Source organism: Pseudomonas sp. IPO3747 (assembly GCF_013385245.1).
Classification (GTDB): domain Bacteria; phylum Pseudomonadota; class Gammaproteobacteria; order Pseudomonadales; family Pseudomonadaceae; genus Aquipseudomonas; species Aquipseudomonas edaphica.
On the sequence record NZ_JACAQL010000015.1, the window covers coordinates 51,041 to 64,277 of the forward strand.

At 60.3% G+C, this 13,237-nt stretch carries 12 protein-coding genes and 1 pseudogene; 4 read left to right on the plus strand and 9 right to left on the minus strand.

The features are described from left to right. Positions 1-11 precede the first annotated feature (11 nt). Genes HX790_RS19395 through HX790_RS19410 form a run of 4 tightly spaced genes read right to left on the minus strand, consistent with a single transcriptional unit; the run spans position 12 to position 3,877 of the window. Positions 12-812 (minus strand): carbohydrate ABC transporter permease, encoded by an 801-nt coding sequence (locus HX790_RS19395; protein WP_003174634.1) that lies wholly within the window; start codon positions 810-812, stop codon positions 12-14. 10 nt (positions 813-822) lie between these two features. Beyond that, positions 823-1,689, minus strand: a complete 867-nt coding sequence (locus HX790_RS19400; protein WP_176991958.1) for a carbohydrate ABC transporter permease — start codon at positions 1,687-1,689, stop codon at positions 823-825. Next, positions 1,686-2,783, minus strand: a complete 1,098-nt coding sequence (locus HX790_RS19405) for an ABC transporter ATP-binding protein (RefSeq protein WP_017137727.1) — start codon at positions 2,781-2,783, stop codon at positions 1,686-1,688. The genes HX790_RS19400 and HX790_RS19405 overlap by 4 nt, the downstream gene beginning before the upstream one ends. After that, positions 2,783-3,877: an ABC transporter ATP-binding protein gene (locus tag HX790_RS19410; protein WP_017137726.1), complete on the minus strand. Its 1,095-nt coding sequence runs from the start codon at positions 3,875-3,877 to the stop codon at positions 2,783-2,785. The genes HX790_RS19405 and HX790_RS19410 overlap by 1 nt, the downstream gene beginning before the upstream one ends. 351 nt (positions 3,878-4,228) lie before the next feature. On the opposite strand from HX790_RS19410, the gene HX790_RS19415 reads away from it, so the two are divergent. Further along, complete coding sequence (locus HX790_RS19415) at positions 4,229-6,046, plus strand: sigma-54-dependent Fis family transcriptional regulator (RefSeq protein WP_017137725.1); 1,818 nt, start codon at positions 4,229-4,231, stop codon at positions 6,044-6,046. A gap of 1 nt (position 6,047) precedes the next feature. On the opposite strand, the gene HX790_RS19420 is transcribed toward HX790_RS19415, so the two are convergent. From HX790_RS19420 to HX790_RS19430, 3 genes are all read right to left on the minus strand, one after another. After that, complete coding sequence (locus tag HX790_RS19420; protein ID WP_176991959.1) at positions 6,048-6,980, minus strand: FecR family protein; 933 nt, start codon at positions 6,978-6,980, stop codon at positions 6,048-6,050. Next, complete coding sequence (locus HX790_RS19425) at positions 6,977-7,519, minus strand: sigma-70 family RNA polymerase sigma factor (RefSeq protein ID WP_017137723.1); 543 nt, start codon at positions 7,517-7,519, stop codon at positions 6,977-6,979. The genes HX790_RS19420 and HX790_RS19425 overlap by 4 nt, the downstream gene beginning before the upstream one ends. Before the next feature lie 305 nt (positions 7,520-7,824). Beyond that, positions 7,825-9,939 carry a TonB-dependent receptor domain-containing protein gene (locus tag HX790_RS19430; protein ID WP_176991960.1) on the minus strand — a complete coding sequence of 705 codons (2,115 nt, stop codon included), beginning with the start codon at positions 9,937-9,939 and terminating at the stop codon, positions 7,825-7,827. Positions 9,940-10,181: 242 nt separating this feature from the next. Here HX790_RS19430 and HX790_RS19435 point away from each other — a divergent pair, with 242 nt between their 5' ends. The 3 genes from HX790_RS19435 to HX790_RS19445 all read left to right on the plus strand — a co-directional run bounded on the left by HX790_RS19435 (position 10,182) and on the right by HX790_RS19445 (position 11,543). Then, positions 10,182-10,340 (plus strand): hypothetical protein, encoded by a 159-nt coding sequence (locus HX790_RS19435; RefSeq protein ID WP_017137721.1) that lies wholly within the window; start codon positions 10,182-10,184, stop codon positions 10,338-10,340. A 5-nt stretch (positions 10,341-10,345) separates the two neighbouring features. Beyond that, positions 10,346-10,972, plus strand: coding sequence for a helix-turn-helix domain-containing protein (locus HX790_RS19440; RefSeq protein WP_256349357.1), 627 nt, complete (start codon positions 10,346-10,348; stop codon positions 10,970-10,972). A 61-nt stretch (positions 10,973-11,033) separates the two neighbouring features. Then, on the plus strand, positions 11,034-11,543 hold the full coding sequence (locus HX790_RS19445; RefSeq protein ID WP_176991961.1) for a hypothetical protein: 510 nt from the start codon (positions 11,034-11,036) through the stop codon (positions 11,541-11,543). Positions 11,544-11,783: 240 nt separating this feature from the next. On the opposite strand, the gene HX790_RS19450 is transcribed toward HX790_RS19445, so the two are convergent. Then, entirely contained in the window at positions 11,784-12,083 is a 300-nt protein-coding gene (locus HX790_RS19450; RefSeq protein WP_169987194.1) for a hypothetical protein, read from the minus strand. Positions 12,084-12,200: 117 nt separating this feature from the next. Beyond that, positions 12,201-12,933 (minus strand): annotated as a pseudogene (locus HX790_RS19455) (hypothetical protein). Positions 12,934-13,237 lie beyond the last annotated feature (304 nt).

Below are 13,237 nucleotides of genomic sequence, written 5' to 3' on the forward strand. Positions count from 1 at the left end.
CATCGAATCCTCTAGACCCGGCCCAGGGCAAAGCCCTTGGCCACGTGGTTGCGAACAAACCAGATCACCAGCATGCCCGGCAGAATGGTCAACACCCCCGCCGCTGCCAGCACGCCCCAATCAATGCCCGAGGCCGAGACCGTGCGCGTCATCACCGCCGCAATCGGCTTGGCGTTAACCGAGGTCAAGGTGCGCGCCAGCAGCAGTTCGACCCAGGAAAACATGAAGCAGAAAAATGCCGTCACACCGATACCGGAGCCAATCAACGGGATAAAAATCTTCACGAAAAACTTGGGAAAACTGTAGCCGTCGATGTAGGCGGTTTCGTCGATTTCCTTGGGCACGCCGGACATAAAGCCTTCCAGGATCCACACCGCCAACGGCACGTTGAACAGGCAATGCGCAAGCGCCACGGCGATGTGCGTATCGAACAGCCCGATGGACGAATACAGCTGGAAAAACGGCAGCAAAAACACCGCCGGCGGCGCCATACGGTTGGTCAGCAGCCAGAAGAACAGGTGCTTGTCGCCCAAGAACCGATAGCGCGAAAACGCATAGGCCGCCGGCAGCGCCACGCTCAGGGAGATCACCGTGTTCAGGCTCACGTAGTACAGCGAGTTGAGGTAGCCGGTGTACCAGCTCGGGTCAGTGAAGATCACCTTGTAGTTGGCCAGGGTAAAGTCCTGCGGAAACAGGGTCAGCCCGCCGAGGATTTCGGTGTTGCTCTTGAAGGACATGTTCAGCAGCCAGTAGATCGGCACCAGCAGAAACAGGATGTAGATCAGCAGCGGGATAACCTTGCGCTTGCTCATGTTGGCGGCCTCAGCGGTTGGCGTCGGAGTGGGTCATGGCGGTGTAGAACAGCCATGACACCAACAGGATGATCAGGAAATACACCAGGGAAAACGCCGCCGCCGGGCCCAGGTCGAATTGGCCTACGGCCATTTGGGTCAAGGTCTGACTGAGGAACGTGGTGGCGTTACCCGGCCCGCCGCCCGTCAGCACGAAAGGCTCGGTGTAGATCATGAAGCTGTCCATAAAGCGCAACATCACCGCGATCAGCAGCACGCTTTTCATCTTTGGCAATTGGATATGTCGGAACACCGCCCAAGCGGATGCGCGATCAATCCGCGCTGCCTGGTAGTACACGTCCGGAATCGCACGCAGCCCCGAGTAACACAGCAGCGCCACCAGCGAAGTCCAGTGCCACACGTCCATCACCAGCACCGTCACCCAGGCGTCCATGGTGTTGGCCGCATAGTTGTAGTTGATGCCCATGGCGTTGAGCGTCGAACCCAACAGGCCAATGTCGGCGCGGCCAAAAATCTGCCAGATGGTGCCGACCACGTTCCACGGGATCAGCAGCGGAATCGCCAGGATGATCAACACCAGTGACGACCAGCGGCCCTTGGTGGGCATGGTCAGGGCGATGACGATGCCCAGCGGGATTTCGATCAACAGCACGCAGGCCGAGTAGATGAACTGGCGCAGCAAGGAGTCATGCAGGCGGGGGTCGAGCAGCACCTGTTTGTACCAGTCGGCACCGACAAAATAGCGGCTGGACTGGTCGAAAATGTCCTGCACCGAATAGTTGACCACGGTCATCATCGGGATCACCGCGCTGAACGCCACCAGCAGGAACACCGGTAACACCAGCCACCAGGCCTTGTTGTTCTGCACCTTGTTCATGGCTGCACCTCCAGCAGGTAATCGTCGGCGTACACCATCAACCACTGCGCGGGAAAACTGATCGAGGCTTTGCCTTCGGGCACCGGTTTGTCTTCGGCCAGGCGTACTTTCAACGACGCGCCGTCGAGGTTGAGGGTCATGATCTTGTAGGTGCCGAGGTCTTCCACATGCACGACGTCGGCCTGCAGCGCGTCAGGGTTGTACTCGTCCCACACGTGGATAAATTCCGGGCGGATACCCACCTGCAGCTTTTTGTAGTCCGCCTCGCGCAGGCGCTGTTGCAACGCCTCGGATAACGGCAGCAACGTACTGGCAAAGCGCACGCCACCGGCTTCGGCCTGCACCTCGATCAGATTCATCCCAGGGCTGCCAATGAAATAGCCGACAAAGGTGTGGCTCGGCCGCTCGAACAACTCACGCGGCGTGCCGAACTGCACGATCTGCCCGCCATACATCACCGCGATTTTGTCAGCGAAGGTCGACGCCTCAAGCTGGTCGTGGGTGACGTAGACCATGGTGATATTGAATTGCTCATGAATCTGCTTGAGCTTGCGGCGCAGTTTCCATTTGAGGTGCGGGTCGATCACCGTCAGCGGTTCGTCGAACAGGATCGCCGACACGTCATCGCGCACCAGGCCACGGCCCATGGAAACTTTTTGCTTTTCATCGGCGGTGAGGTTGCGGGCTTTTTTGCTCAGCAGGGCTTGCAGGTCGAGGACTTCGGCAATTTCCTGCACCTTGCTGTGGATTTTCGCCTCAGCCATGCCCTGGTTTCGCAGGGGAAACGCCAGGTTGTCGAACACCGTCATGGTGTCGTACACCACCGGGAACTGGAACACCTGGGCAATATTGCGTTTCTCCGGGGTCAGCTCGTTGACCACTTTAGCGTCAAACAGCACCTGGCCTTCGGACGGGCTGAGCAAGCCGGAGATGATGTTGAGCAATGTCGACTTGCCGCAGCCCGATGGCCCGAGCAAGGCGTAGGCACCGCCCTGCTCCCACACATGGTTCATGGCCCGAATGGCGTAGTCCTCAGGCCCATTGGGTGTAGGGCTGTAGCTGTGCGCGAGGTTCTGCAAATGGATCTCGGCCATCAGGCAACCCTCGCGACGCGGCGCCCGGGGGCCTGGACCAAACGGCCCTGGCCATCGAACACAAAGAGTTTATGGGTGGGGATATACACGCGGATCGGCGCGTCGACGTCGTACTCATGCACCCCCGGTAAATGCAGCACCAACAGGAAATGCTCGCTGCGCACGTGCAGGAAGGTTTCCGAACCGCTGATCTCGGCCACCTCTACGGTCACCGCCAGTTCCAGGTCATCGTCGTTGCTCGGCACCAGGCTGATATGGCTGGGGCGCACGCCAAACCGGAACTCGCCTTCGCCGATGGGACGCAGATCCACGTTCAACGGGAAGTGCACGACATTGGCAAAACTCACTTCATTGCCGCTGATACGCCCCGGCATCAGGTTGATCGGCGGCTCGGAAAACAGCTCGGCGGCCAGCACCGTCTGGGGCTGGTGATACACCTCGGCGGCCCTGCCGCTCTGGATCACCCGGCCTTCGTGCAGGATGGTGGTGGTGCCACCCAGGGCCAGGGCTTCATTGGGTTCGGTGGTGGCGTAGATGGCAATGGTGTGGCGCGCCTTGAACAGTTCGCGCATTTCCTGACGCAGCTCTTCGCGCAGTTTGTAGTCCAGGTTCACCAACGGCTCATCGAACAGGATCAGCTCAGCGTCTTTGACCAAGGCGCGGGCCATGGCCGTGCGTTGCTGCTGGCCACCGGACAGCTCCAATGGGTGGCGCTGCAGGAACTTCTCGATGCGCAGCATCTGCGCGGTTTCCAGCACTTTGCTGTGGATCAGTTCGTTGGACACACCGGCCTGGCGCAACGGCGAGGCGATGTTTTCGAACACGGTCATGGTCGGGTAATTGATGAACTGCTGGTAGACCATCGACACGTTGCGCAGGCGCACCGGCTTGTGGGTGACGTCTACGCCGTTCATCAGGATGCGGCCGCTGTCGGGCTTGTCCAGCCCGGCCATCAGGCGCATCAGGCTGGTCTTGCCGGACAGCGTGCGGCCGAGCAATACGTTGAAAGAACCGGCTTCGAAACGCAGGTTGGCGTCGTCGATCCAGGTCTGGCCTTCGACAACGCGGGAGACATGTTCCAGGGTCAATGACATGACACGCCCTTTTTATTATTGGAATGATTCTGGCCATTCGTAAGAGCGAGTTTCGTGCCAGAAGTGGCAGGTGGTTGATCTGTAAGGAAATGGGTTGAACAGGATGTTCAGGCATGAACACAAATGAACAACCAGCGCTGAACAACTGAACATTAAGCGGGTTGACATTGAACAGTTCTGAACAACAATCGATGGGCGCCACAGATTTAATGTGGGAGCTGGCTTGCCTGCGATAGCGATGGTCCAGCTTGCCAATTCGGTGGCTGACAAACCGCCATCGCAGGCAAGCCAGCTCCCACAGTTGGACGGCGTAAGGCTTGATAACAATAAAAATAAAAAAAGGTCGCCCCCATGGCCGAACCCCTCGCACACGACACCCTTATCCAGGAATCCTGGCGCCGTTGCCGCGCCTTTGGACTGGACCACCAGAGCACCCCCAGCTTTGATCAACTGCCCGCCGAAGGCATCAGCCAGTTGCTCGAAAGCCAGCATTCCCTGGTGCAGACCACCCATCAGGAAGTGCTGCCCTACTACGAAAACATCCTCAGCAATTCCAACTGCCTGATCATGCTGGCCGACAACCAGGGCCAGGTGCTGACCTCGTGGGGCACCCAGCGTTTTATCGAGCCGAAGCTGGCGCGCGGCTTCAGTGCCGGTGCCAGTTGGAGGGAGCGCTCAAGCGGCACCAATGCCATCGGCACTGCGCTGGCCTGTGCCCAGGCGGTGCATATCGAGCACGATGAACACTTTCTCAAGGCCAACCGCTTCATGACCGGCTCCGCGGCGCCGATTTTCGATGCCCAGCGTGAAATCATCGCGGTGCTGGATGTGTCCAGCGACAGCTACCTGCCGCCCTCCCACACTTTGGGCATGGTCAAGATGATGAGCCAGACCGTCGAGAACCGGCTGATCCTCAACCTGTTTCGCGGCGAGCATTTCCAACTGACCTTCAACACCGGCCTGAACAACCTCGACAGCCAGTGGGCGGGCCTGATCATCTTTGATGACAGCGGCCAGGTGCTGTCGGCCAACCGCCGCGCCGACAACTTGCTGGGCATCAGTTTGTCGCGGGTGCTGATCGACAGTTTGTTTAAAGTCTCGCTGCTGGAATTGTTGAATCAACCCGAGGGCTTGCCGTTCTCGTTACAGGCCGCGGGCCGCAATCGGTTCCAGTGTTTATTGAAGCGGCCGCAGAAGATGCCGGTGCAGGCGCGGGTCTTTGCTGAGCCCAAGCCCACAAAACCTGCGCCGATGGGCATCCAGACCCTGCATTTTGGCGATGTGCGCGTAGAAAAGGCCGTGCGCCAGGCTGAGCGTTTGTTGGAAAAAGACATTCCGTTGTTGATACACGGCGAGACCGGCGTTGGCAAAGAGGTGTTCGTCAAAGCCCTGCACCAGGCCAGTTCGCGCAGCAAACAGGCGTTCATTGCGGTGAACTGTGCAGCGATCCCCGCCGAACTGGTCGAGTCCGAGCTGTTTGGCTATGAAAAAGGCGCCTTTACCGGTGCCAACCAGAAAGGCAGCATCGGCCTGATCCGCAAGGCGGACAAGGGCACGCTGTTTCTGGATGAAATTGGCGACATGCCCTTGCCGACCCAGGCCCGCTTGCTGCGGGTGCTACAGGAGCGCTGCGTGCAGCCGGTAGGCAGCAGCGAGCTGTTCCCGGTGGACTTGCGCATTATCTCGGCCACCAACCGTGTGCTGCGCGACTGGGTGCAGGCCGGGCGCTTTCGTGAGGATTTGTACTACCGCATCGGTGGCCTGACCCTGGAACTGCCGCCCCTGCGCGAACGCACCGACAAGCAGGCACTGTTCCAGCAGCTGTGGCAGCAGCACCGTGAACCGACCCAATGGGCCGGGCTGAGTGCCGAAGTGCTGGCGTTGTTCGAGCAACACCCGTGGCCGGGCAATCTGCGCCAGGTCAGCAGCGTGTTGCAGGTGGCGCTGGCGATGGCCGAGGAGCAGCCGGTGCGACCGGAGCATCTGCCGGATGATTTCTTTGTCGACCTGAACGTGACCGCGCCCTTGCCCACCCAGCCAAGCCTGGAAGACAACAGCGACCTGAGCCAACGCTTGAAAGCAGCGGGCGGCAACATCTCCCACCTGGCGCGTGAACTGGGCGTAAGCCGCAACACCCTGTACAAGCGCCTGCGCCAGCACGAAGGTTGATCTAGCGCAGTTTGACCACCACCATCAGGTCGGTGAAGTACTCCACCCGAATCGGCAGGTTATCGGCCAGCGCCGAGAGCGCCGCCGCCGTGTCGTCGAGCTTGAACACCCCGGACACACGCAGGTTTTTCAACGCCTGGGCATCAAAGCGCACCAAGCCGTGGCGGTAGCTGGCCAGGGTTTGCAGCACCTCACTCAGCGGTTGGTCGTTGACCTTGAGCAGGCCACGGGTCCAGGCATCCGGGTCGGCGCTGCCGCTGGCCTGTGCAGGCCCCGCGTGGCCATGATCAAGAATCGCGCGCTGCCCGGCCGTGACCTTGACGCCCTCGCCCGTGTCACCTTGGACCGCCACGGTGGACTCGATCACCGTGACCAGGGTGCTGCCGTCCGCCGCGCGCTTAACCAGATAGCGCGTGCCCAAGGCCGTGGCCGTGCCTTGATCGGTGCGTACCACGAACGGCCGTTGCGCGTCCTTGGCCACGTCAACCCACAGCTCGCCTTGCAGCAGTTCGATCACGCGCTGGTGGCCGTCGAATTTCACGTCCACCGCCGAGTTGCTGTTGAGCTGCAACTGGCTGCCGTCCTCAAGAGCAACCTGGCGGCGCTCGCCGATGCCGGTGCGCTGGTCGGCCGTCCACACCGGCATGTGCTGCACACCGAACCAGCCGCACAGCACTACGCCGAGCACCCCCAAGGCCTGCACCCTGCGCGAACGTTGGGGCGCAAAGGCGCGATTCAGGGCGATGCGTGCCGGTTGCGCGGGCAACGTATCGAAGCCACCCCAGAGCGAGCGCATACGCTCAATGGCTACTGCATGGCGCGGGTCGGCCTGACACCAGGTATTGAAGGCGTGGCGCTCGGCATCGCTGACGTCTTCGTCGTGCAGCCGCGTCAGCCAATTCGCCGCTTGTTGAATGATCTGTTCGGCGTTCACGGCAACGGGTCCGCCCCGTACAGGCTGTGGTAGCAATGCACCAGCGCGGTGGACAGGTAGTTTTTGACCGTGCTGGGTGACACCTCAAGACGCGTGGCGATCTCACTGTAGGTGAGCCCGTCCAGGCGGCTTAACAGGAAGGCTTCACGGGTTTTCGCCGGCAGGCCGGCGAGCATCTCGGCGATGCGCTCCAGGGCTTGCAGCGCCACATGGATCGCGGCCGGGTCGGGCATGCCGGCGTCTTCACACTGCACCAGCAGGGCTTGCAGGTAGGCCTTTTCGATCCGGCGGCGCCGCGCCCCATCGATCAACAGGCGCCCGGCGGTGGTGGCGAGAAAGGCGCGAGGCTCCTTGATGGTGTGCGGATCGGCCAGCATCAACACGCGGATAAACGCATCGTGGGCCAGGTCGGCAGCGTACTGGGAACACCCGAGTTTTTTGCGCAGCCAGCCGTGCAACCAGCCATGGTGCTCGCTGTACATCGCCGTAAGGGTCTGCTGACGGGCGCAATCGCCCGGCGCGGCCGGAATGTCATGCATGCGCAAAAACTTCTCAAATGGGAAAGATTACCAATTGAGCGAACAATGCCAGTAAAACTGTGGCGGGGCAAGGGCCACTCGGGTGGGCTGGATGCCGTGGGCGGGCTTGTGTGGGAATTGGTCTGAGTGGATGCTGGTCTGTGTGGGAGCTGGCTTTTGTGGGAGCTGGCTTGCCTGCGATGGCATCACCTCAGTTCAACTGAATGACCGAGGCGCCTGCATCGCAGGCAAGCCAGCTCCCACACAAGCCAGCCCCCCACACAAGCTCGCTCCCACAGTTAGACCTGGCTGACAGTTAAATTGGCTTAGCGCCAGCTCCACGACACACCGGTATAGATACCGCGCCCATCGGCCGGCGTGGAGCGGGCCACATCCAACCCCTTGTCGTCATACCCCGGCGTGACGGTATTGGCATAACGCCGGTTGGTGAGGTTGCGCAGATCAACCCAGGCTTGCCAGTCCTGTTTCGGCGCGTCATAGCCGAAAGTGGCGCCCAGCGTTGTGTACGCCGCCGCGTAGTAAGAGTTGGCGTAATCCACCGCCACCCGTGAAGCGTGCTCGGTGTTGAGGCTGGTGTAGAAACCAGTCGGGTGGCTGTAGCGCACTTGCGCCTGGTAATAATGCTTGGGGATGCCCGGCAAGGTGTTGGCGCCGAAGCGGTCGTCGTCACGGTAGTGGAAATCGCTGTAGGTGTAGGCCTGGCGCAAGGCCAACTGGCCATTACCACCGCCGTCCCACAATGGGCTGAGCAGGCTCAACTCCACGCCCTGGTGCACGGTGGGGCTGGCGTTGGCTTCGGCCACGACGGCGCTGCTGCTCTGTGTCTGCGCCTGGGTCTCCACTGTGAGCAGTTCGTGACGCACTTCGGAGCGATACAACGCCAAATCCCACTGGCCGAACCATTGCTCACCACGCCCGCCTATCTCCAGGGTAGTGGCGGTCTGATTGCGCAAGCTCACGCCTTCGCGGGCCAGCCCCTTGGCCGGGCCGCCGGTGAAATACTTGTTGGAGCCCCAAATCATCGACCACGCGTGCGGCGGTTCGACCGAGCGACTCAGGTTGCCGTACACCTGCAACTGCGGGGTGAAGTCATAGCGCAGGCCAATGCGCGGCGCGTAGTCCCAATCATGCTGGCTGAGCGGCGCCTGCCCTTGCGGGTAGCTGACCTGGGTTTCGCGGCGGGTGTAGATCGCAGCCAGGCCGGTGGTCAGCCACAGGTCTTGCACCAGTTCCAGCTCGTTGCCGATATGCAACACCGTGTCGGAACCCAGGTAGCTGTAGTCGCGGGTCTTGGTGCCGGGGGCGTAATAGGTGGCGGGGTTGCTCGACGGTACGCGCACATATTCCGAGGCACCGTTGTTGGGCATCGCCTGGGTGGTGCGCAGGCCAATGGTGGTTTTGCTGTCGTGGCCGAACCAACTGTCCTGGCGAATGTAGTTCAGGGTGCCGCTGACATCCGTGTAGGCGACTTTCAGGCGGTTGAGCCCTTCGCGCAAATCCATCGGGTAGTCGTGATAGGCCAGCCCCACCTCGACGCGGGAAGTGTCATCGAGCTGCAAGGTGGTCTTGTTGGCGATCCAGGTCGAGCCCGGCTGCAGGCGTTTCGAGTCGCGGGCGGCGTTGAGGCTGTTGGCGGCGGTTGGATCGTGGCTGATCTGGTAGCGCGTCAGCTTGCCGGGGCTGTCGTTGGTGGTTTCGCGGTAGCGAAAATAGAAGCGCGTCTCCAGGTCCGGGTTGAACCGGTAGCCAAAGTTGGCCGCAATGCCCTTGCCGGTGCCGGCGCTCTGGTGCTGGTAGCCGTCGGATTCGGAGTCGGTGAGGCTGATGTAGTAGTCGGCGTCGCCCAGCACCTGGCCGGAGCTGATTTCGCGTTGGGCATAACCGCGACTGCCCACTTCATAGCGCACCTGCAACTTCGGCGCGTCATAGCCGGTGTGCGTGACATAGTTGACCGAGCCACCCAGGGCCAGGGCGCCCTGGTCAAAACCGTTGGCGCCGCGCAGCACCTCGACGCGGCTTTGCCACAGCGGATCCTTGAGTTCATAGGGCGTGCCGCCGGGGCCGGTGAGCGGCAAACCGTCGAGCATTTCATACAGGCCCGAGGCGTGGGAGCCGGGGCTGCGGTTCAGGCCGGAACCGCGGATCGACAGCTTCACGCCTTCATTATTCGCCGCCTTGGCATAGACGCCGGCCTGGTACTTGAACACGTCTTCGTTGGTGCTGACGCGCCCCTGTTGCACGCTGCTCATATCGATGAAATTGGTGCCACCGGGCACGCTCTTGAGCTGCGCCTGGGCCACCTCGCCAGCGCTGGCTTCGCTGCTGGAGACCTCGACCGGGGCCAGTTGCAGGGTGTCGGCGTGCGCCAGTGAACTGAGGGTCAGGGCGGTAAACAGTAGTGGGGGTTGGCGCAACAGCATGGGGTAAATCCTTGGCATTCGGGGGCGTGACAAAGCCTGGGCCATCACGCGAACAGTGATGGGAAGCCAGGCAGGCTCACCAGGTCACGCTTAATTAACGGACCAGACCCTTCCCACAACAGCATCGGACCGGGATTATTTTCTAAGTCCAAAATCGCATTAACACATGCAAACTCAGTATTTAAAGAAATAACCAGCACGCATTACTGTGGAGGCATTGAGTCGCCCACGAGATTTCCCCCATGCAAACATCCGCCAGCGTTATTGACTTCACCCTCCACCGTAAACGCCGCCAGGCGCGTGCCGCGGCCGAGCTGATGTGGGCGATGTACGCGGCACGCGCGGGGCTTGCGGTGTTCTCCGCCCACACCGCAACCGCCAGTGATACGCGCCGGGCGTAACGCCGATGAATTTTTTACAGGTACTGCCCGAATCAGCCCAAGCACTGCCAAAACCTGCGATTGAGGATGACGACACCAGCCTGTGCGTGGCGCAGAACCTGCAACGTTTGCGCAGTAAGCGCCACCTCTCGCAGGACGGGTTGGCACGCGCGTGTGGCGTGAGCCGGGCGATGCTGGCGCAGATCGAGTCGGGCCGCAGCGTGCCGTCGATCAAGGTGCTGTGCAAAATCGCCAAAGGCTTGAAGGTGTCGGTCGCGGCCTTTCTGGAGGACCGTGCCTTTGAAGGCGTCGAGGTGTTGCCGGCGCGACAAAGCAAACGCCTGGTAAGTGCCGACGGGGCATTCGTCAGCCGTGCGTTGTTTCCCTTTGATACCGCCCGCCAATCGGAATTTTACGAAATCCGCTTGCGTGCGCTCGGCGAGGAAATTTCTGCCGGTCACGGCCCCGGCATTCAGGAAAACCTGGTGGTGGCCCAGGGCGTACTGGAAGTCAGCGTCAACGATGAGCGCTACTTGCTCTCCACCGGCGACTCGATCCTGTTCTACGCCGACCAGCCCCACCGCTACCGCAACCCGGCGGACAGCGAGGCGGTGGCATTTTTGGTGATCACCTACCCGGAACGCCTGGACTGAATGCAAAAAGCCCCGACAAGTCGGGGCTTTTTTTTGCGTTTTAGGCAGCAGCGGTCAGCAGGTGCAGCACATCATCGGCATGCCGTTGCAGCTCATCATCATCGGCATGGCGCAGTCATTCATCAGTTTGTTCATGAGCATGCAGCAGTTTTCCATCATGGCCATGCTCATGCCTGGCATTGGCATCATTTTGCACATCATGCTGTCGCCCATCACGCTGCATTCCATCATGCATTTCATCATCGGCATCGACATGCCCATGGTCATCATCGGCATGTTCATGTCAGCCATCATCTTCATGGCATCGGCCGACATGCACAGCATCGACATGTTTGCGCACTGCATCATCATCGGCATGCCGCAGTTCATCATCATCGCCATCATGTCGGCATTGGTCTTGAACTGCGCCATGTCCATACCGGCCGCCGGCTTCATGGTGCACATCATGGCGTCGCCCGCCATTTCGCACTTCATGGTCGCCATCATCATCGGCATGCCCATCATCGGCATCATTGGCATGGACGTGTTCATCGGCATCTGCATTGCGTTCATCATGTTCGAAACTCCGTAATCGACAGGAAATGGCTAAGTTCTGGCGCCGATTCTAGAGACACCGGCCGACGGCGCAAGACGACGGCAGAGCAGCACAAATGGCTGTTCGGGAGCGTGCTTGGGTGACCAGGACAGCGACACCGGGCGTGATAACAGATAAATCGCCGTAAAGACGTTTAAAGCCGCTACTGGCACCGCATAAACGTCAGGATGGATATGCGATTAAAGCCTTGCTACCTCACTTAAGGAAATAAACGATCTAACCCGAGAGCAAAACCTGGTGATCAGTCGCGTCCGTGAGCGGTTCGATCGTGCGCATAAAATCATCCGCCTCAGACCCCCTGAGGAAACTGAACCCTGCCATTTCATCGCAGGCCAGGATGTCAGCCAGGGCTTTACGTAACTGAGACTCCGCCGGCGAGTCGCGCAGCAGTTTATGTGCGGTCAATAACACCTCGGCAGGAACACCCTGGGCGCTTGCCACGTCGATCACCGCAAAGAGAATGAATCGCAGACGAACTTCGCGATCCGTAGGCCAAACCGTTTTTCGCTTACCCAAGGTAGGCACTCATCCGTTGAGAAAAGTCCGAGGCTATTGCCCACCGAGGGGTGTTTCAAGCGTGGGGACTTAAGATAGGCCACTTCCTACACCTGAAAGGGAAATACCGTACCTACATTACTGCACCGGCAAGAAATTCATCAGCAGCAAACTCTGCGCGTAGTTGAGCGCCACACGTCGGTAGCGTTCATCGAGCATCTGCGCGAGCAAGTCCAGGCGCGCAACCACTTTGCCGAACTCGACCGCAAAGCTCAGGTTACTGCCCTCCTCCGATATCTCGTTGGAAAACAGCAGCAATACCCCGTTGGCGTCCTGGCGCTGGCTGAGCAGCCAGGTGGCTTTCTCGATATTACGTGCGGCGTTGCTGACAAACTGCGGGTTGATCGAGTCAGTCATATAAAACTGGGTGCGGCCGCCGTGGGCGGTCACCAGCATGCTGCCGATCGCGTAGATAAACGCACCCGCCTTTGAAGTCGGGGCTTAACGAGTAACTCAAGGCCGCGAGATCGCGCCGCTCGCCGAGGGCCGGCAGCGGTTGCTGATGCTCGATGGCCTGGCGGATTTCCCGCGCGGCACTCACCGCATCCGGGTAACCGGATTGGCGCCACTGGCTGGGGTTGCGCAGGTAGAGCTTGCTCATCAGCAGATACAGGCTTTGCAAGTTGTCGCGCATGCTCAGGGTTGCCATGCGGTCAACGCTGGTCTGAAAGAACTCATCGGGCCTGCCATTGCTGAACTGGCTGGCGATGTCGCGGCCCTGCTGCTGGCTGCAACCACTGGTAAACAGTGCCAAAAGAACAACCAAAAACAACGGCCAGCGGGAGATACAAGTATGTGACGTTCGATCCATCGGCACCGGGTCTGATTCTGTTGCCCACACTCTGAATGAGTGGGGTCGTGACAGGGATAGATCAGGAGAATCAAAAAAAGTGCGGCGAGCCGGGTCGGATCAGAGGTTGCCTACACACAAAGGAGTGCCTATAGGATCGTTCCCACGCGCCGCAAAGGAATGCCGCCCTGGACGCTCCGCGTCCCGCTTCTGACGCCGTGACGCAGAGCGTCACAGGATGCGTTACCACGCGGAGCGTGGGAACGGTCAAGCTGCCGGTAGTGCATTCCTGCGAAATACTTGCCTGATCCTCCGACTTATCGAC

Bases quoted from the DNA above. Each gene is read 5' to 3' on its own strand.
- HX790_RS19395 (WP_003174634.1), bottom strand. From the start codon at position 812: ATGAGCAAGCGCAAGGTTATCCCGCTGCTGATCTACATCCTGTTTCTG.
- HX790_RS19400 (WP_176991958.1), bottom strand. From the start codon at position 1,689: ATGAACAAGGTGCAGAACAACAAGGCCTGGTGGCTGGTGTTACCGGTG.
- HX790_RS19405 (WP_017137727.1), bottom strand. From the start codon at position 2,783: ATGGCCGAGATCCATTTGCAGAACCTCGCGCACAGCTACAGCCCTACA.
- HX790_RS19410 (WP_017137726.1), bottom strand. From the start codon at position 3,877: ATGTCATTGACCCTGGAACATGTCTCCCGCGTTGTCGAAGGCCAGACC.
- HX790_RS19415 (WP_017137725.1), top strand. From the start codon at position 4,229: ATGGCCGAACCCCTCGCACACGACACCCTTATCCAGGAATCCTGGCGC.
- HX790_RS19425 (WP_017137723.1), bottom strand. From the start codon at position 7,519: ATGCATGACATTCCGGCCGCGCCGGGCGATTGCGCCCGTCAGCAGACC.
- HX790_RS19430 (WP_176991960.1), bottom strand. From the start codon at position 9,939: ATGCTGTTGCGCCAACCCCCACTACTGTTTACCGCCCTGACCCTCAGT.
- HX790_RS19435 (WP_017137721.1), top strand. From the start codon at position 10,182: ATGCAAACATCCGCCAGCGTTATTGACTTCACCCTCCACCGTAAACGC.
- HX790_RS19440 (WP_256349357.1), top strand. From the start codon at position 10,346: ATGAATTTTTTACAGGTACTGCCCGAATCAGCCCAAGCACTGCCAAAA.